Raw genomic sequence first — 17,742 nt, 5'->3', positions numbered from 1 at the left:
TGGGATGTATTCATTAAAAACCGCATAACCAAACATTTTCTGGTGGTTCGTTTACGTACTCACATTTCTCTTTTCTTTGAGAGAATTGAAAAGAGAATCCATTAGTACACCTCCTAAAAATATACCTACCATTCCAAATATACCTACCAAAGGAGGGGCAGGTAACGGTAACTTAACTAAAGAAAATAATATCCCTACAATCAAACCACCGGCTAAAGACAAAAGATAGTCACGCATTTCCAACACTCCTTGTATTCCAAAGTGTAATACAGAAACTAAATACCTAAATCGTCTATGATGACTGCTGTTTATTGAAACCTCCCTCCTTCAATACCTACATGATAGCATTTGAAAGCGTTTTAATCATTGTAAGAAGTTGATATTTATTTCACTTTTAATTGGCAACTTTCTACAAAGCATAACGCCTTTTTTACAAAAAAAAGACATTGTCGAGAAGACAATGTCCAACGTAAAGTCGTCGCTAGGGTTCTTCACCCTCACCCTTTTTTCAGTTGTAAGTATTGATGCAATTGGTAAGCTAATGAAATTTCTGTTAATTCGAAGCCGTCCTCACCGTCGATGCCAAGTTCTTTCAGCTTATTGATTCGGTAACGCATCGTATTATAATGAACAAACATATCCTCTGCCGTTTTTTGCACATTTGTATTATTTTTAATGTAGTACTTAAGCGTTTCTAAAAGATTTGTATTTTTCTTTTTATCATATTCGAACACTTTCCCTAATTTTTCGGTTACGAAATCTTCCAGCATGTAAAGATTATCAACATAATGAAACAGTCGGAACAAGCCGATATCGCCATAAAAATGAACGTAGGACTGTTTTTGTAAATGTTCTTTATAAACTTGAAACACTAATGTTGAATTGTCATAGTACTCTTTCATTTGGTTAAAATGATGGACTGTATCGGATATACTAACCCCAAGATGTCCATTTTTCTCAAACAGCGTGACTATTGTGTCCCCTAGATTTTGGAGTTTTTTCCGAACATTCTTTTCAGACACCAGACTAATAAAACATACTAAAGAGTCATTAATATAAAGAACTTTGCAATTTTCTATCGGAACATCCACCATTTTAGAAGCCGAGCCCTCAATTAGACCTGAATCAAGCATTTTGTGAAATATCGCCAATTTCTTTTCGCTATCTTTCTCATTTGTTTTGATACTTACTAGAACAAGCGGAAATTGCAAGTTCCATCTAAACACTTTCGCTTTTTCAATCATTTCTGTTTGGGAAGTATATTGATTATGAAAAATGTCTCGGACAAAACTGCTTAAATGATTTCTTTCTTTTTGAAGCAATGTTTGCTCTGTTTGAAATAAAAAAGCGATTATAAAGGAGGCTTGTTCAATAGCAATAATTAAATCCTCTGTTAGATTTTTTTCTTTTTCTAACAATATGACCAAAAAGCCATAGTCATTGCCTCCTGCAAAAATGCACTGAATAAACAAATCATTTTTGTCATAAACGGTATCATCGACTTGCACAGAAAATGTGCTTTTGCTCGCATCTGAATTGTACGCCTTGTGTTGGATTGAAATTTTATGTTCGTTGTGAAGTGAAGACCCGACATATTCAAAATCATTGTTAAGAAGCAAGACTGGGGCATTAACAAGACTAGCAATCGAATGCACGAACTTGTTGACATCTGTGCCCTCCAATAATAACTCCAGTAATTGCTGATGCATCTTATTTCGAAATTCCAACAGCGATGTCTTTACGTCTAAAAACTTTGTCAGTACTTGATTAGTGAGTGTAGATAAGTTTGCACCATCTGGTAGCTTCATTAGCGGAATACCAAGTTCATTTGCTTGCTCCACCATAATGGTTGGAATTTCAGCGACATATCTTCCTGGCTTAATGGCAATTCCTGCAAGATTCAATTCAGCTAATTTTGGAATTAGTGTTTCAATATGCTCTGGTTTATCAGCAACAGGATACAAGGTAGTGAGTAGCAATCCGTTTTGATCGATATATGCGTAAATATCCGGAACTTCCATAAAATAGACATTTTCAACTCTGCGGCTCAATCCAGCCTCTCCTGCAAGGACTTCTACATCTTCAAATCCCTCCATGTTCAAAACATCACTTATTGTAATAAACATATTATCACTCCAGACGAGAAAAAAAGTTCCCTTATTTTCGTTTATTAGACCGCATGCATTATTACGTGACAGCTTCATGATGGATGGTTGTGGTGCTACCAAAGAAAAAACACACCGACAACCCATTTACTTTCAATGGATACTTCGTCAAACAAGATGTTTTTATTATAACACGAATAGCGACCACCCTTTGGTCCTCGACAATTAAAAGACAGTATCTTTATTCAAACATATGTATTTTCATAAAAATAGAATAGTGGAAATAAAAAAGACTAAGCTACCAGCAATAAGCTTTCTTAGTCACGGATGATGCTGTTCATTTTGTTGCAACGTCATGAAGCAGTCGCACTATTTTTCACCCTTTTTTTGTAATATTCATTAATTTATCTTTCTATTACTATACAATATTGTTCTTTAAATTTTTCATAGTTCGGATTGTACATTTGTACGAGATTATCGAGGATAGCTCTTCGTAATTAACGCTAACATACGGTATATGTAGGTCATTCTCGTCATGACCAATCCACACCCTCCATAATTCCACTATTTGCTCTTCTCTAATATTTTCCTTTAGGTACGCCAGTAATTGCTTTGCCCTCAATTCCGAATACATAAAAGTAACTTCATAAATGAATGAATAACTTGTATATCCACTGACATCATAGTAAGCATCCTTTTTAATGACCAACTCATTTAAGTCCTCTTTATTTTCAACTACTACTATTTGGGCACTAGGGTCCATCTTCTCCCAAGGTACCAACTCATGTGGTTTGATTGCTAATTCCATAGCTTCCCTAACAGTAATCGTCTTCGCTTTTGTTTCCACTTCTGGCATTACATAATTTGTTGCGATAAATGAACAATAACTCAGTTCAACTTCCTCCTAAATTCGACCCTTATTAAACAATCGCTATATTAGCACATTAACTCTCTTCTAAATTAACTGTTTCCAATTAAGATCTTTTTCATCTTTATCATTTGGTTTTCTGACAAACTCCATACACCTTTCTTCACAAGCCCCAAATACCATAAAGTTTATTTGTGCTTGCCTTAAAGATGGAAGATTAGCTCCTCCTTCACAATCAGGGTCATCAAATTGAACGCCATCATCTTCCCAAAAACAAATTGTACATATGTCATAAGTTCCTGGGGGTTCTTCGTCTAATGTTTTATATCCACAACAAGGACAAGTATATTTCATAGCATCTCGCCTCCCTTTCTCTGACTTTACTTAAAGATTTGCAAAACAATTCCTTTGCCCTCTACTACCTCTACTTCAGCATAAGCACCATTGATAAAAGTTATTTGTGGAGGAACATGACCACAATCTACATCATAAATAATAGGTATCCCAAGCTCATATGACAGCTCTTTATAAACATCTTCCACTGTGTAATTATTTACAGGCGTATTCGCATCACTTCGACCGAACATAATCCCTGCACATTGCTCAAACCAACCAGCAAGCTTCATTTGAACTAATGACCTTTTTAAATCTGGTGTGTTTAATTCACAATTCTCTAAATACCATAACACAGGCTCCCCACTGATATGTTGTTTTCTAAAGGTTTGGACATCACCATAAGCTGTCCCAATCAAATGTCTAATCACGTCTATACATCCGCCAAGTAAACGGCCTTGTATCTGTACTTGTTGATTGGACACAGTTTTCCAATAAGTTTGTTCTGTTAAATGAAAAACACATGGCGTGGGAGCATTGTGTTGCCATTCCTTTTGATATTTAGATGATGAATATTGCAGGATAGATTCCTCACTATTAGTCGATAATACAGCCTGCCACATGGCAGTAGTGTCATCTGAATATTCGCCTCTTAAATCTACAAGATTAGTACCATGAGCAGTAGCTATACCTGTTTTTAATGTAATTGCTAATAATAATGCACTGATATCTGAATATCCTACTACCCATTTGTTTTTTATCTGTTCAAAATCAATTTTATCTAGTATTTCAATTAACAGTTCCCCACCCCATGGAGGAATGATGATATTTATATAATCGGCACTCATCATTTCATTAAACTCATCCGCCCGTTTTTCGGCAGAAGCTGATTTAGCTTTTTCTTGAGTCCAAACCGTATCACCACAAATAATATGAAAACCTTTCGATTTCAGACGCTCACAGGATTGTTTAAACATCTCATGTAGCCCCTCCGGAACCCCTGATGAAGGTGCCGTGACTCCGATTGTTGCATCTTTTTCTAAGCGCGGGTATTTAATCATATTTATCTCTCCTGATTTTTTCATTATTTTACCAAATAGCTGTAAAACGAACAATGACTAAATTGGTTAATACATACCAAAAAGCCACAAAACGTTAATTGAATAACATTTGTGGCTTTTTTATGTGTTTTCAAACCTATAAGGTCAGATTTGGTGAAAAAAGAGGATAGACTTTGATCTATGATAAACTAATCATCAAAAAGTAAATAATCACCAATAATATTAAGATAATTAAAAAATAAGAAATCCACATGATATGTCTATTTGATGGAACAAACTCTTCATTCACTATCTGTTTTCTTTTTGCAGAATAATTAAATGTAGCTGTAAAGATAATTAAAATCCCAAATAAACAAGCTAACAAGCCAATTATGGCTGATAAAAAATCTACCCAAAAATTCCGAACCGTTCCTATAGCAAAGTGCAAACTCGTTGCCAAGAAAGCAACCCCTAAAATGGAAATGGCCGTTCGAATCCATGCTAAATATGTTCTTTCATTTGCCAAATGTTGCTGGGCATATTTTAATTGCTTCATTTCTATTTCTGCCTGATTTAAAGGGTGATTCTCCATCTAATTAACACCTACTCTTTGGTTAGAATATTTTCAATTATTCTATTTTAATATATCGTATTGTAGAAAAAATAAAAGAGGATGATTGTTTTTTCATTTAATGTATGTTGAAAAATGATGTAAAACCATTTCTTTTAATCTTTTGTTCTACATATTACTATGTAATGGGAAAATAAAAATGATTAATGACACACGCCACCGTCAGAATTCACTTGAAAATAACACGTTAAAATAGAAAAATAAGGGCATCCCTCTCCCCCCTAAGAGAGGGATTATTTTCAAGTGTTTCATTGTAGAGCATGTATTATTTAGAGGTAGTAATGAACATTTAAGGCACAAGGAGCTATGAACTTGCACAACTTTCAATACCCTAAGTAGGTGAAGGTGAAAAAAGTAGAAAATTCAAGTATCAATGCTTTTATTATGATCATTTGAGAAATGGTACTCAACTTTAACGATCTAACAAATATTCGCAAAATAACATTACTTGCTATGAGAAATTGGCAAAACTAGCATTTACAGATAGGGAATACACGCTAATTTTTTAATCACGATCTGGCAATTCGTAATTGTTTGTATTACTTAATTTTTCACTTTCATACACCATCTTACCTCCCAGATGACCGGTATATGCTAATGTAGAAGAACCTATGATACCTAAAATCACTACTAAAGTTACAATCCATTTTGTATTAATTTTCAGTTTCTGCCCAAATAATTTTAATATTGAAATTGCACCAAACAATATTAAAGATAATAAAGCCATATTTTCATGTAATTCAACTGTCGATTCGATAACTTCTCCCCATTTTTGTTCAGCAAATTCTTCTGCTGCATCACCTGTCATAAAAGAAACCAAACCGGTTACAAAACCTGTTACAAACAAAATTGTACTTGTCTTAAATAAATACTCTTTCTTTAAAAACAAATTGATGACTTCAATTACTGTTGCTGTTAATAATAATGCAATTGGAAAATGCACAATGGACGGGTGTAGTGGCACGTAATTGCCTCCTTCTTTAAAAAAATTTACACAATAGATCAAAACAAACATCAAGAAAATTTATTCAACGTTTATTTCACTTGTTATAAAATAGTCTATCCACTATCAATGAAATTTAACTGAAAATATTAATATAATGAAACAAAAATTGAACTGTTATCATGATGAATGAAATCTTTATCTATTTAATTGAATTTTCTGAATTAAAGAGGCCTCAGGGGAGTACACAATTCTTAACTAGCCATCAGGGCAGCGTGCTTCTCCGTTTACCAGTTGTGTCACTATGCCACTAGCTCTTGGCATTCCTAAATTATCATAATTAGCAACCATTGTCGTATAGACGCTCTAAATCCGTTTCCAGAGTACATTCATTTGACTTATTCTTTACAACAATGTTCCTGCAAAAAATTTAGGTCGTCACCTTTCTTTTCCTTAATACATAGGATACGGTTAAGATTATTTTCCACTATAAAAGTAAAGGGGGATATAGTAATGAATAGACATAAAAAAAATCCACAACAAAATCTAGAAACGACGGAAATTGAAATAGCAAGATTAGCATATATCGGAGCATCCATCGCAACATTGGGTGACGGTCTTTCTGCAGTTGCAGCAGGTCTAGCACTAAATGCTTTAGAAAAATCAAATAATCAGGATCCTCAAAACCAAAATAGTGATAAATCGAAAGAAGTAGATAATTTGCAAAAACAGATAGACCAAATAATCATTGAACTAAAACAAGTAAAAAAAATGATGCAATAATTACATGTTACTTCCAGTTACTTATAAAGCTTATTAAAAAGGAGTGTGAACGATTGCAATACGGCGTACAACCAACTTCAAATAATCAATTTCTTGTCGATCTTGTTAAAGCCATTAATGGCGAATATAATGCTATACGATTTTATGAGCACTTGGCTCAGCTTGCTCCAAATGAGGATGTTAAAAAACGTATTCTAGAGATAAGAAAAGATGAAATGCGACATTACCAAGGTTTTGCTTATATGTATACCTCCCTTACTGGTCAGCACCCTTCTCCACAAATAACAGAGCCATTGCCATTAAATTTTAAAAGCGGAATTTTAACTGCATTTAAAGACGAACAAGAAGCGGTCGAATTTTATCATCGTGTGGCTCGACAATATACAATACCTTATATTAGCAACCAATTTAGTTCAAATGCTTCAGACGAACAAAATCACGCAGTTTGGTTTTTATTCTTTATAAACCAATATTGACAATGCTCTTACCGACTATAAGTCGGTTTTTTATTTATAAATCTCCTTTTACGATCAATATCATTTTGACCCGAACCTCTTACCGTACTAGATGTTGCTACGCTGGTATTATGTCTTCATATATTTTGCACACTGTGATTTATATCTTTTTATAAACTTCATAAAACAATCCGCTTTTAACAAATCTCTTAAATCATCCTAGGGTATTTCCCTATAATACATATTGATAATATGTTGAAACAACTTTAAGGTGGTTTATATATAGCCTATAAATTAGATGATTACGCCATCGTTCCATAAACTTTACTCTTGTTATTCCTTAAGCCATTTCAGTTTTACATCATCCTCTAAACAACCGAGTTGATCGAAATGACTTGCTATAATACCAAAATACATATTTTCATCTGTATTTACATCGACTTTACGTAGCGTATCATTAACGATATTTGCAGCATCCTCTCCTAGTGCATAAATTGTGTTGAAAGCACGAACGCGTATATTTTGGTCTAAATCAAACATAGCCAATGACAACTCATCAGTCGGAATAGGCTCACTAAAATGAGCATACGGATTTTCGTAAGTAGCACAATAAATTCGCTCTCTTGCTTCCTCAAAGGTATGCCCTAGTAATACCCCTTCAGCATAAATCGCATTATCTTTTTGCGAAAGATTAGCTAAATCAATTTCTACAAAGTGCATATCTTTTACAATATAGTATTTGTCATCTGCATTTAGCGCCAGCACATAATCATCCCATGTAGCAATTTCTCCTGGTTCAATATAAACTGCAGGACGATACAAGTAGTTTGCTGTCACATCTTTAAAGAAAATTGTCCATTCAGCATAAGGGCTACCAAAACTAGATAACACTCGTAATGCAAATCTATCCTCTTGTTTTATTAATTCGTCATATACGTAATATCCTTCAAGTTGACCTTCTGTTTGTGCATGTTGAAACTCTAACTGTACAATTGATTCGACTGTAAACCCGCCACTCATATCTAGGAGAAGTGTAAATTTAGTTCCTTGTTGCTCAGCATTCAAAATTTTACCATCATGAAATGACTGTGAAAAAACGGTTTGTGCGGACGGATTAAAATGTTCAACAAGTGCTTCACGCTTTTCATAAATAGCATGGCTCTTAGCTGTGAACTGCTCAATTGTCACATTGCACCATTCTTCAAATTCTTCCATTAGCGTATCCTTTCGAAATAAAGTTCGTTCAATAATTTCCTGCTGAAACTTTTTTGGTAAGATCCCTACATACTCGCTTAAATGCTCATACAAATGATTTTCAAATTTAGCATCGATCTCTTCCTCAAATGGATATGTCTGTGCTGCGTTGAATACTTCCTGTCGTTCACGTGTTAAGAAAAACATCATTCCACTCCTTAATTAATTGTATAGTGAAAAATTATGAATAACTATAATAGACTAGCTTTATAGGACTTAAACTTTATATCTCTCTTATTAATTTATCCTGAATAGATAGCGTTGAAAAACTACAAGAATAGTTCCTTTTTTAATTACAGAATCGTGTCCGATTGTGGCAGATTGACCTTCATTTCGATACAGATAATAAATATTAGGTACGATATTATTCAAAAATAGACATTTCAGTAATACTTATTCCGTGTTTACATAAGTACCTGTTTTTTAGCACATTTGAAGCCAACAATTATCCGAAGCGATTATGAAAACACCAAACAATAAGAAATATACTCACTATCCCCCAAGCAGCAGTGCTCCATATCCACCAAATTACAGATTTAGCTTTTGATGAATTTTCTTCGTCGTCCATATTTGCTTTTATATACTCGACCTTACTTTCCATTTCTTTTTTCATAGAAGTGAGAACAACAATTCCAATTATGATGAAAGCAATCGTTATCCAGAGTAATAGGTCCACCTTTACACCCCTTTATATAAATGGATTTCACTGCAATGTAGCGTAAACAAAGATAATAAGCAACCTTGTGTTAATGCAAGTGCGTTACTGTTGCAATCTAAAATTCTTAAAGCGTCGTTTAGGTCAAAAGAAGCTTAATAAATTATTTTTCTATAATATGACCTTTAGCAAAAGAAGGCACAATTCTTGTATGAATAGCTTCCGATTGTTGTATATGGGTGACAGCAGTTATACATGTTGAACGTAATAAGCTGTTTTAATACGATTTTGACCAGCTTTTAATTTCGAACCGTTGCCTTTACTGAAAGTATTAATATTGCGCATAGCATATGGTCACTTGAGTACCGTTTTCATTGGATTGGATTGTACTCTGTAGTTCAAGTACTCGACAAATATCTTCGATGATACGTAAACCAGTACCCTTTTCCTCCACATTAAACCCAATCCCATTATCCTTAAAGTTAATTGCGTTTGTTTGCAAAGTGATTTCCAATGTATCACACGCTGCATGACGCACTATATTTTGGAAGATATTATCAAATAATCGGTGCAACCAAATTTCATTACTGCGCCATTGGCAGTTAGTTGCGCAATTGTTTAACACAATAGAGATTTGGTTGACTTTAAATAAAAAATTCCACTTTAAAATAATTGTATTTAGAAGTTTTAGAACATCTACTTTTTCCATGATTACATACGAATTATCAACACGAGATAAGCGTTCAAAGTCATATTCATTGGATAACTTTGAAATATAGTTTATTTGTTCGTTTAAAGAATTGAAAATATCCTGATGTTGTGAAAAATCATGTTCGATTGTGTACAGTTGTAAGCGCATCGCTGTTAAAGGCGTATTAATATCATGGCGCAACTGAGTTAAAAGTTCTTGTTTCATTCGCTCCTGTTGCTGTATTTCAATTTCCTTTGATATCGTCCGGTCAATAAGGAGGTTTACTGCATTGGTTAAATCACCTAATTCATCATTTCTAGCGTAAGGAATCTTTTGAAGCCTCTTCTTGTCGTCACTTGCCAACTCCATAATTGTTTTGTTTAATACATTGATCCGTTTAATCAATGTATTAATAGATTTAGAGAATAGAATAGCCAAAGCAAAGAAACTGACGATAAATAATCCTAGCATAATTGGGTAAGCTTTTGACTCATAAAACTGGGTTTGTGCATCATTTGAAAAATGATTGTAAATGATCGTTACGATAACACTAATCACGACAACAGAAAGTGGAACACTGCCTATAACCGTCAATAGCAATAGTTGATATTTCTTTTTTAGTTTCATTGTTTCATATGAGTGTTCATACGATACCCTTCTCCATATACATTTTGAATAATAACACCATCTCGATCGTCAATTTTGCTGCGTAACTTTTTGATATATACGTTAATTAAATTTAAATTGCGATCCTCTAGCGGCCAAAGGTATTCCATGAATTGTTCTTTAGATAAAATAAAATTTGCGTTTTCGTAGAGATAAAAGAATATTTTCTTTTCAATCGCTGTCAATTCGACTTCTTTATGATGTTGATGATTAACAACACGCATATGCGTAACATCAATTGATAAATGTTGTATTTGTTTGTGAATACCGTAAGTAGCAACTAATTTATTTTTTATTCGTATTAATAATTCCCTCGGATCAAATGGCTTTACCATATAATCTTCGCCAATTTCAAGCCCTCTTAATTTACTCTCAATATCACTTCTAGCAGTTAAAAATATGATAGGGATATTATGCCCTAGCTGATTAATTCGCATGGAAATTTGATACCCATCCTCCCCCGGTAGCATAATATCCATAATGACAATGTCGACTTGCTTAATAACGGTATATAATGAAGCTCCATTTTCTAACCAGATTACGTTATACCCTTCTTTTTGTAATATATTCTCTAATAAACTTCCAATCATTTTATCATCTTCTACCAGTAAAATTGTAAACAACATTTTCGTCCTTTCCTCACTATTGTTCAACCATCTCCTGCAAGAATTTTTGGGTTTCTTCATAGATTTCAGTAGAATGGTACAAGTAAATACTGTGCTTGCTTTTTATTTGAATTACAGTTGAAACGTCTAACTGCTTTGCAAAATCCTGATAGTCTTTTAGTGATGCTTTAGCAGCTTTAGAATTTTTATCAAGGTAAGCATCAATAAATAAAATTGGGGTTGTTTTGGGAATAGGTAATGCGGTAGACTTTTTACTATTATTTACGACATGAAGCATTTCTTGTTCGATATCGTTGTTGATGCCCTGTTTATTTGAAATCGCCTTAAATATTTCTTTTTCTTTTGAAGTCAGAAAATCTTTCTCTAAGACGGCATCGTTATATGCTAAATTCGGAAACACTCTTTGGAATCCTAATTCACTTAAAGCATTCCCTATTTTCATAAAAGTCTTTTCTGCGAAACCTACGGGATGTTTTATATATTGAGATGGTAAACCAATATCTAACGCCACAATGGCTTTTACTTCTTTCGGATATTTCTGCGCCCAATAGATGGCTTCGATTCCTGAAATAGAGTGTGGTACTAAAATATAAGGGGGCTTATTCCCACTTTTCATTAGTGCCTCCCTCGTTTGTTCTAGTATTACATCTATATCCCGATTGTCGTTAAATACATCACTATACCCATATCCCGCTCTTTCCACAACGGCAATTTTATCTTCTTTTGAAAAATGACGATACAAGCTTTTTAATTCATACATCGGTGCTGCTACTGCTGAGCCAGCCATAAATACAAATGTATCATTGTCCTGACCTTCAGAATAAACATTCATCTTCTTTCCGTTAAAATCGATTAGTTTGCCCGTATTATTCTCTAATAACAAACTTTCTTTATTTTCTTTGAACTTATGGAAGCTAAAGACAGAGACGCTAAGCACAAGCAATAACATACAGAAACCTACTGAAAACCACTTCATAATTTTTTTCATTTTCTAGTTGCCCCTTTCAATTATAGATACAAGGTTAAAGTAAAAAAATATAATTCTTATAAACTTTTGATGATTTTTTGAATTTAAACAGTCAATAAACTAAATTTGGGCACACATCAAAAAGTCACGAATGTTTTTAAATGAACGCTTCGTGACTTTACTAATAAACTATATAGTTAAACAAACTTAGCTTATGTGTGAATAAAAAATAGACAAGCATGATGAAATATCAGCTTGTCTATTAGCATTTATTTTATTGTGATGCTTTTTTAGCGTTTGAAATAATCGTAATAATTAATGCCACGACACCCACGAAAATCAGCAACGCACCTACTGGCGTTAAGAAGAAGTATGGCTCGTCTATCATGCCATTTTCCTGTACTGTGACAGGCGCAAACTTTGATGCGATTAATAATATAATCCCTAACACAAGGGGTACAACAGCAAAAATCATTTTTTTCATAAATACTTTCTCCTCTACTTTTATCGGTTTTTTATGTTTTTCTTAATCGTTGTAATAGCCATAATCATCAATGCAATGACACCGATAATGATGAATAGCACACTTACTGGCACTAAGAAGAAGTACGGCTCATACAGCATGCCATCTTCCTGTACACTGGAAGGTGCGAACGCTGACGCAATCATCAATATTACGCCTAGTATTAGTGGAACAGATGCGACGATTATTTTTTTCATATGACATCATTCCTCCCCTTTTTCATAAGCTAAAAGATCACCAGGCTGACAATCTAACACTTCACAAATTTTATTTAACGTTGAAAATTTTACTGCTTTTGCTTTTCCCGTTTTTAAAATCGACACATTAGCCATCGTAATGTCAAGTGCTTCTGATAATGCTGTCACCGACATTTTTCGTTTTGCTAACATGACATCGAGATTGACGATGATTGCTATAACTCCCACCTCAAATCGTTAATTTCGCTTCTTCCTCTAGCTGTATCGCCTGTTGAAATACATTCGCTAATACACGTAAAAATACGGTTAATGTTACTGCCATTCCAAAAAATAATAAACAAAATGAGAAGATAATTGTCGTAGCTTGCTCACTAATAATGATGTAAACAATGCCAATTGCATACAGCACAATCTCACTCATTGCTAAATAACTCATGTATGTAAAATGTTTAACATACTGTTCACTAAAGAGCTTTTTAGTAATTCCTGAGCAAATTTTCCAAGCAAACAATAACGCTAGATAAAAAGGGATGGCAGTTACCCACATAAATAGCATAATCGGCATACCTTCAATTTTAATTGCCATTTGGGGCACAACTAAGAAACAAAATAATATACCCGAAAATGCAACCATTATAATCAGAAACTTTAACCACATTGCTAACTTCTTCATATTGCCAACTCCTTTTACAGTATGTCGCGCTTTTTAAACACCACACTTGCTATGACTAACATGACAAGCAGATGTATAACTACATAAAGAAAGGACGTTGTTAACGTTAAGTGCTCTGATAGCATATTCGTTCCGTTTCCAATTAGCGGGTTAGCATCCAAATCTCTTAAACTTAAATGCTTAAACACAACAACATCCGAATATTTCTTCAACACAATTGTCATAATGTTAACGATATTACCCTGCAATAAAAATATAAGCATTGTAATTGTTACAGGTAGTATTGTTGTGGTAAACAAACTCGCAAGCATAAGTGCTAACGTAATATAGAAGACGATGGGCACTAACTCGTACATGATAATTTTAAGCAGTATGGCAAGTGTAAAATCATCTGCCATCCAACCGAAACGTAAGCCTCCTACAAGCATCGAAACCAGTAGTGCCGTGACAATAAACAGAACAACGGTAATCAGGATTGCAAAATACTTGGATAGCAAAATAGCTACCCGCGTCTTTGGACGAATTAATAATTGCTTAATCGTACCTTGCTGAAACTCATCAGCAATCGACTTTACCATTAACGAAATGCTAAATATCGTGACAAACATCGCTGTAATCGTAAAGTTGAAATGAGAAAATGTTACATAGCTTGAAAACCTCTCCGCTGGTGGTAGCCAATTTTTAATAATAAAGGCAGTCGCTACTTGCAACGTAAGAAGTACCGTTAAAAACACGCTCACATTCTTTTTTACGAAAATTTTCATTAACTCATTTTTGATTAAATTAATCATGAAGTTGCCCCCTTGGTAATTTCTAAAAATTCATCTTCGAGTGTTTTTTGCTTGGGAATAACCTCATAAATCGCAATATTGTGTGACACGAGCTTTGCAATAATGGCGGCAACCTCTACTTCATCTGCTGTTACCTCAAATGATGTGTCACTTATAATGCGGCAGTCTATTAGCTCATCAATGCCCTCTGTTTGTGTCGTTTTAATCTGCACACGATGCTCGCCCGCCTGTTTTTCATGTAAATTGTGCTCTTTAATAAAGGTGCCCTTATTAATAATGAGCACACGGTCACACATTAGCTCAATCTCACTTAATAGGTGGCTTGATACAATGACCGCTATTTTTTCCTTCTGTGCAAGCTCGCGTAAATACTCCCGAATTTTGCGAATACCGGCAGGATCTAAGCCATTTGTTGGCTCATCTAAAATTAAAACTTTTGGTTGATGTAACAAGGCTTGTGCAATCCCTAAGCGCTGCTTCATACCAAGCGAGTAGTTTTTCACAAGCGCGTGTATAGATTCTCCTAAATCTACGAGCTGAACTATTTCATCAATGCGCGCCTTCGAAACTTTATGATTCGCCATATTGGCAAAGTGCATTAGGTTTTGTCTACCTGTCATATATCCATATAATTCAGGGTTCTCTACAATTGCACCAATATTCATGAGCGCTTTTTCTCGCTCTGTAGCAATGCTATGGCCACAAATTTGAATATCTCCTCGCGTCATACTAATTAGCCCTGTAATCATTCTGATTGTCGTTGTTTTTCCACTGCCATTCGGTCCTAAAAAGCCATAAATCTCGCCCTCTTTTACCTCGAAAGTTAAGCCATGGACAATTTTTTTATCGCCGATGCTTTTTTGCACGTCGGTTAATTTCAATACGGTTTTCCCCATCTGTCAACCACTCCTTTTGATGTTTTTTATCGTAATATAAAACAAATTACATTGCAACAAAAATATATCGTAAATCAATAAATTTATATTTCATTACAACAAAGTAATGTGACGTAAAATTATATTTATTTGTTGAAATCAAAGAATGGTTTCATTTTTCTTTAAATTTGACTACCGTATTTTTAGGAGTAACAGGTTGTATTAAATCAATATATTTTTGAATATAATGTAGCGTTCTTTATTGTTTACAAATCAAAAATTTAAAGAGGTGTTTTTATGGTCATAACACCGGATATTTCTACTCTAGAATATACGATGAAAAATGGTATTAAATATTTCGAATTAGTGGCAGAACCTGTAAATCAAGAAATACTGCCGGGTGTTTTTATTAAAGGTTGGGGATACAACGGTAGTATTCCAGGACCGACCATTCAAGTTTATCCAGGGGACTATATCAGTATAAGAGTAATAAACCAACTCCCTGAAGCTACCAGTATTCATTGGCACGGGCTGAACGTTCCTAACGTCATGGATGGTGTCCCAGAGGTAGAACCTTCTCCTAGAATTGAACCAGGGCATTATTTTGATTATCACTTTCACATAAATAACCCTCCTGGAACCCATATGTATCATTCTCATGTGAATGTTGCAAAGCAAGATATGCTGGGATTACTAGGGGGGTTCGTTATTCTGGATCCACATGAAATAAATGTGAATAAGGACTATCTATTACTTATGCAGGAGTGGAGTCTTAGTGGATTGCAAAAGGGGGAAAAAGTCAAAACTGGTCAATATCATCTTAATCCATTTGCGATGGAATTTAACATGTTTACGATTAACGGAAAGAGTTTTCCATCTACCACACCTATGGCAATAGAATATGGTGATATTGTTCGTTTAAGGTTAGGAGCCATACAGATTAATCATCATCCTATGCATATTCATGGCCATCAATTTTTAATCGAAAAATCTGATGGTAACTCTATAGTTAATAATAGAATATTTAAAAACACTATTTTAGTAGCTACTGGTGAAACTTGGGATGTGATATTTAAAGCCAATAATCCAGGTATATGGCCATTTCACTGCCATATCGCACATCATGTTTCTAATAACTTTACGGATGGAACAGGTGGGATGTTCACTACCTTAGTATACAAATAGTAAAAAACATTTATAGACAAGCCCATTTTTTTAATGATATCCCTCTTTCAATTAAAGCCTTCATCATCTCAATATTTTCTAATCCCCCCTTCTCGTGGCGCCCAGCAAGTCGTCCACGAGCTTTTGTCGCTCCTCGCCCCACCATTTTTCAACCAAATGCCGCAAATGCTTTAAATTTCATCTTAGATTTATTTTACAATCTTCTGTCTTTCTATAGTTATACATCCTCCAACTACTAAGTTGAACGTTTACTAGCTTTGATTTTTCAATTGTTTCAGGTGATTAGCATATAGACAAAACTACCATTACTAACTAATTAAACAAATAATAGACTACTAACTACACGTTACTCTTCTTATTTCATATCCTATAGTATCCTGGCAAATAAACTTAACTTACCAGGTGAATCTGATATGAAGGGAGGTAAAAAAATGGGATATTTAAACAAAGATAATGGCAATCAAAATTTTAACAACTCGCTTAAACATTGCAATTGTCAGAATCATTCTAACTGCTCTAACCGTTGTTCAAAAAAATGCTGTCACCAATGCCAGCCTTGTCAATGTTCATGTTGCGGAAATGTGGGCGGAGGAGGTCCTATAGAAATAAATATTTTCGGATTTAATACGTCTGGTTTTACCTATGTCCTTAGCCAAGGCGGAAAAAGTATAGAACGTGCTGTATCATTTAGTGTCTTTGGGATTGATTTCAACTCTGACGGGATACTTCCGCACCCTCGTACAATTTCTGGAATAGTCAGAAGAGATGGAACTATTCCCTCAGGATCAGTCGGTTTCACTGTCTCTCACGCTCCAAATACGGGGACATACAGAGTTATTTTCACTAAACCTTTTTCCATCGTCTCTCCTGATCAAGAACCTACTTTAGAAATAATACCTGATCCAGTAAACGTACAAGTAGGTAGGCCTGGATTCGGGACAGGAGAAGGTGTTACAGATGTTATTTCAGGAATAATCAGCAGTGAAGGGGCTATTTTGGATGGAACAACACTTGAATGTAGTCAAGAGTATGCGTTTACAGTAGAAAAAAATGATTGTCAACCAGGCTTTTATAGAGTTAGGTTCAAACCTGAGTTACAAGTAAGGACGCTGCTTAGAGGTGGGATTGAAATTAGCATTATAGATTTGCAAGTTCAATCACCTGGATGTTGTGCGAATAACTGTTCATGTAACCGTAAATGCACATGTCGCTCTTCTTCTAGTACTGGCGAAGTATATAGTCAAGGGATTGATCTGCCTTTTGTTGATAGAAGTGGTTTTATTTATAGACCTTATGAAATCACAGATGTTGGAAAGGTATATGTCGATTTACCGGTTTCCTTCTCTGCTCTACTAATAAGAGAAGAATCTTAACCATATTTACTATTAAAACGTTTAGAAACCTTGTTAAAAATGATATTAAAAACATCATTTAAATAGGTTACAGTGAACCCTTTTATATTTCAATTTTTGGAAAACACT

At 34.5% G+C, this 17,742-nt stretch carries 22 protein-coding genes; 4 read left to right on the top strand and 18 right to left on the bottom strand.

All coding sequences use genetic code 11. From position 1 onward, the window contains the following. Positions 1-51: 51 nt before the first annotated feature. The 7 genes from FC748_RS06030 to FC748_RS06000 all read right to left on the bottom strand — a co-directional run bounded on the left by FC748_RS06030 (position 52) and on the right by FC748_RS06000 (position 5,941). Positions 52-237: a XapX domain-containing protein gene (locus FC748_RS06030; RefSeq protein WP_024364802.1), complete on the bottom strand. Its 186-nt coding sequence runs from the start codon at positions 235-237 to the stop codon at positions 52-54. Between the two features lie 260 nt (positions 238-497). Continuing rightward, positions 498-2,126: a PucR family transcriptional regulator gene (locus FC748_RS06025; protein WP_025219577.1), complete on the bottom strand. Its 1,629-nt coding sequence runs from the start codon at positions 2,124-2,126 to the stop codon at positions 498-500. Positions 2,127-2,523: 397 nt separating this feature from the next. After that, a complete protein-coding gene (locus FC748_RS06020) occupies positions 2,524-2,961 on the bottom strand; it encodes a magnesium transporter (RefSeq protein WP_238600174.1) in 438 nt (145 codons plus the stop codon). 99 nt (positions 2,962-3,060) lie between these two features. Continuing rightward, the gene (locus FC748_RS06015; RefSeq protein WP_108030294.1) at positions 3,061-3,327 is read right to left on the bottom strand and encodes a CPCC family cysteine-rich protein; all 267 of its coding nucleotides are present in this window, start codon (positions 3,325-3,327) and stop codon (positions 3,061-3,063) included. Between the two features lie 26 nt (positions 3,328-3,353). Continuing rightward, positions 3,354-4,367 carry a S66 family peptidase gene (locus FC748_RS06010; protein ID WP_108030293.1) on the bottom strand — a complete coding sequence of 338 codons (1,014 nt, stop codon included), beginning with the start codon at positions 4,365-4,367 and terminating at the stop codon, positions 3,354-3,356. 178 nt (positions 4,368-4,545) lie between these two features. Continuing rightward, on the bottom strand, positions 4,546-4,938 hold the full coding sequence (locus FC748_RS06005) for a YidH family protein (protein WP_025219581.1): 393 nt from the start codon (positions 4,936-4,938) through the stop codon (positions 4,546-4,548). Positions 4,939-5,482: 544 nt separating this feature from the next. Next, entirely contained in the window at positions 5,483-5,941 is a 459-nt protein-coding gene (locus tag FC748_RS06000) for a DUF2231 domain-containing protein (RefSeq protein ID WP_024364154.1), read from the bottom strand. Positions 5,942-6,433: 492 nt separating this feature from the next. On the opposite strand from FC748_RS06000, the gene FC748_RS05995 reads away from it, so the two are divergent. Both FC748_RS05995 and FC748_RS05990 read left to right on the top strand, forming a co-directional pair. Further along, complete coding sequence (locus tag FC748_RS05995) at positions 6,434-6,703, top strand: hypothetical protein (protein WP_024364153.1); 270 nt, start codon at positions 6,434-6,436, stop codon at positions 6,701-6,703. Between the two features lie 53 nt (positions 6,704-6,756). After that, on the top strand, positions 6,757-7,179 hold the full coding sequence (locus FC748_RS05990) for a ferritin family protein (protein WP_024364152.1): 423 nt from the start codon (positions 6,757-6,759) through the stop codon (positions 7,177-7,179). Between the two features lie 312 nt (positions 7,180-7,491). Here FC748_RS05990 and FC748_RS05985 read toward each other — a convergent pair whose 3' ends face one another. From FC748_RS05985 to FC748_RS05935, 11 genes are all read right to left on the bottom strand, one after another. Continuing rightward, complete coding sequence (locus FC748_RS05985; RefSeq protein WP_167492640.1) at positions 7,492-8,559, bottom strand: DUF4085 family protein; 1,068 nt, start codon at positions 8,557-8,559, stop codon at positions 7,492-7,494. Between the two features lie 298 nt (positions 8,560-8,857). Continuing rightward, a complete protein-coding gene (locus tag FC748_RS22250) occupies positions 8,858-9,088 on the bottom strand; it encodes a hypothetical protein (RefSeq protein ID WP_108030291.1) in 231 nt (76 codons plus the stop codon). 310 nt (positions 9,089-9,398) lie between these two features. Further along, on the bottom strand, positions 9,399-10,385 hold the full coding sequence (locus tag FC748_RS05975) for a sensor histidine kinase (protein WP_108030290.1): 987 nt from the start codon (positions 10,383-10,385) through the stop codon (positions 9,399-9,401). Next, positions 10,382-11,047 (bottom strand): response regulator transcription factor, encoded by a 666-nt coding sequence (locus FC748_RS05970; protein WP_420798346.1) that lies wholly within the window; start codon positions 11,045-11,047, stop codon positions 10,382-10,384. Before FC748_RS05970 ends, FC748_RS05975 begins: the two co-directional genes overlap by 4 nt. 19 nt (positions 11,048-11,066) lie before the next feature. Beyond that, positions 11,067-12,038, bottom strand: coding sequence for an alpha/beta fold hydrolase (locus FC748_RS05965; protein ID WP_108030289.1), 972 nt, complete (start codon positions 12,036-12,038; stop codon positions 11,067-11,069). Between the two features lie 253 nt (positions 12,039-12,291). Beyond that, complete coding sequence (locus tag FC748_RS05960; protein WP_024364146.1) at positions 12,292-12,501, bottom strand: DUF3955 domain-containing protein; 210 nt, start codon at positions 12,499-12,501, stop codon at positions 12,292-12,294. Between the two features lie 20 nt (positions 12,502-12,521). After that, positions 12,522-12,737: a DUF3955 domain-containing protein gene (locus FC748_RS05955; RefSeq protein ID WP_108030288.1), complete on the bottom strand. Its 216-nt coding sequence runs from the start codon at positions 12,735-12,737 to the stop codon at positions 12,522-12,524. A 6-nt stretch (positions 12,738-12,743) separates the two neighbouring features. Further along, a complete protein-coding gene (locus FC748_RS05950; protein ID WP_024364144.1) occupies positions 12,744-12,956 on the bottom strand; it encodes a helix-turn-helix domain-containing protein in 213 nt (70 codons plus the stop codon). 10 nt (positions 12,957-12,966) lie between these two features. Beyond that, on the bottom strand, positions 12,967-13,410 hold the full coding sequence (locus tag FC748_RS05945) for a DUF2975 domain-containing protein (protein ID WP_024364143.1): 444 nt from the start codon (positions 13,408-13,410) through the stop codon (positions 12,967-12,969). A 14-nt stretch (positions 13,411-13,424) separates the two neighbouring features. Further along, complete coding sequence (locus tag FC748_RS05940) at positions 13,425-14,201, bottom strand: ABC transporter permease (RefSeq protein ID WP_025219587.1); 777 nt, start codon at positions 14,199-14,201, stop codon at positions 13,425-13,427. Then, the gene (locus tag FC748_RS05935; protein ID WP_025219588.1) at positions 14,198-15,097 is read right to left on the bottom strand and encodes an ABC transporter ATP-binding protein; all 900 of its coding nucleotides are present in this window, start codon (positions 15,095-15,097) and stop codon (positions 14,198-14,200) included. The genes FC748_RS05940 and FC748_RS05935 overlap by 4 nt, the downstream gene beginning before the upstream one ends. 276 nt (positions 15,098-15,373) lie before the next feature. Between FC748_RS05935 and FC748_RS05930 the strand changes: the two genes are divergently transcribed. Further along, positions 15,374-16,261: a multicopper oxidase family protein gene (locus tag FC748_RS05930; protein WP_024364140.1), complete on the top strand. Its 888-nt coding sequence runs from the start codon at positions 15,374-15,376 to the stop codon at positions 16,259-16,261. A gap of 431 nt (positions 16,262-16,692) precedes the next feature. Further along, entirely contained in the window at positions 16,693-17,634 is a 942-nt protein-coding gene (locus FC748_RS05925) for a hypothetical protein (protein WP_137034889.1), read from the top strand. Positions 17,635-17,742: the final 108 nt, after the last annotated feature.

Origin of the sequence: Lysinibacillus sphaericus (assembly GCF_005217585.1) — a bacterium.
GTDB classification, from domain to species: domain Bacteria; phylum Bacillota; class Bacilli; order Bacillales_A; family Planococcaceae; genus Lysinibacillus; species Lysinibacillus sphaericus.
Note: the sequence above shows the minus strand (reverse complement) of the source record. Positions and strands in the feature narration are given on the sequence as shown.

Coding starts and splice junctions, on each gene's coding strand:
- FC748_RS05975 (WP_108030290.1), bottom strand. CDS start 10,385: ATGAAACTAAAAAAGAAATATCAACTATTGCTATTGACGGTTATAGGC.
- FC748_RS05960 (WP_024364146.1), bottom strand. CDS start 12,501: ATGAAAAAAATGATTTTTGCTGTTGTACCCCTTGTGTTAGGGATTATA.
- FC748_RS06015 (WP_108030294.1), bottom strand. CDS start 3,327: ATGAAATATACTTGTCCTTGTTGTGGATATAAAACATTAGACGAAGAA.
- FC748_RS05985 (WP_167492640.1), bottom strand. CDS start 8,559: ATGTTTTTCTTAACACGTGAACGACAGGAAGTATTCAACGCAGCACAG.
- FC748_RS05935 (WP_025219588.1), bottom strand. CDS start 15,097: ATGGGGAAAACCGTATTGAAATTAACCGACGTGCAAAAAAGCATCGGC.
- FC748_RS06030 (WP_024364802.1), bottom strand. CDS start 237: ATGCGTGACTATCTTTTGTCTTTAGCCGGTGGTTTGATTGTAGGGATA.
- FC748_RS06025 (WP_025219577.1), bottom strand. CDS start 2,126: ATGTTTATTACAATAAGTGATGTTTTGAACATGGAGGGATTTGAAGAT.
- FC748_RS05925 (WP_137034889.1), top strand. CDS start 16,693: ATGGGATATTTAAACAAAGATAATGGCAATCAAAATTTTAACAACTCG.
- FC748_RS05930 (WP_024364140.1), top strand. CDS start 15,374: ATGGTCATAACACCGGATATTTCTACTCTAGAATATACGATGAAAAAT.
- FC748_RS05995 (WP_024364153.1), top strand. CDS start 6,434: ATGAATAGACATAAAAAAAATCCACAACAAAATCTAGAAACGACGGAA.
- FC748_RS06005 (WP_025219581.1), bottom strand. CDS start 4,938: ATGGAGAATCACCCTTTAAATCAGGCAGAAATAGAAATGAAGCAATTA.
- FC748_RS06020 (WP_238600174.1), bottom strand. CDS start 2,961: ATGCCAGAAGTGGAAACAAAAGCGAAGACGATTACTGTTAGGGAAGCT.
- FC748_RS05940 (WP_025219587.1), bottom strand. CDS start 14,201: ATGATTAATTTAATCAAAAATGAGTTAATGAAAATTTTCGTAAAAAAG.
- FC748_RS05945 (WP_024364143.1), bottom strand. CDS start 13,410: ATGAAGAAGTTAGCAATGTGGTTAAAGTTTCTGATTATAATGGTTGCA.
- FC748_RS05955 (WP_108030288.1), bottom strand. CDS start 12,737: ATGAAAAAAATAATCGTCGCATCTGTTCCACTAATACTAGGCGTAATA.
- FC748_RS06010 (WP_108030293.1), bottom strand. CDS start 4,367: ATGATTAAATACCCGCGCTTAGAAAAAGATGCAACAATCGGAGTCACG.
- FC748_RS05965 (WP_108030289.1), bottom strand. CDS start 12,038: ATGAAAAAAATTATGAAGTGGTTTTCAGTAGGTTTCTGTATGTTATTG.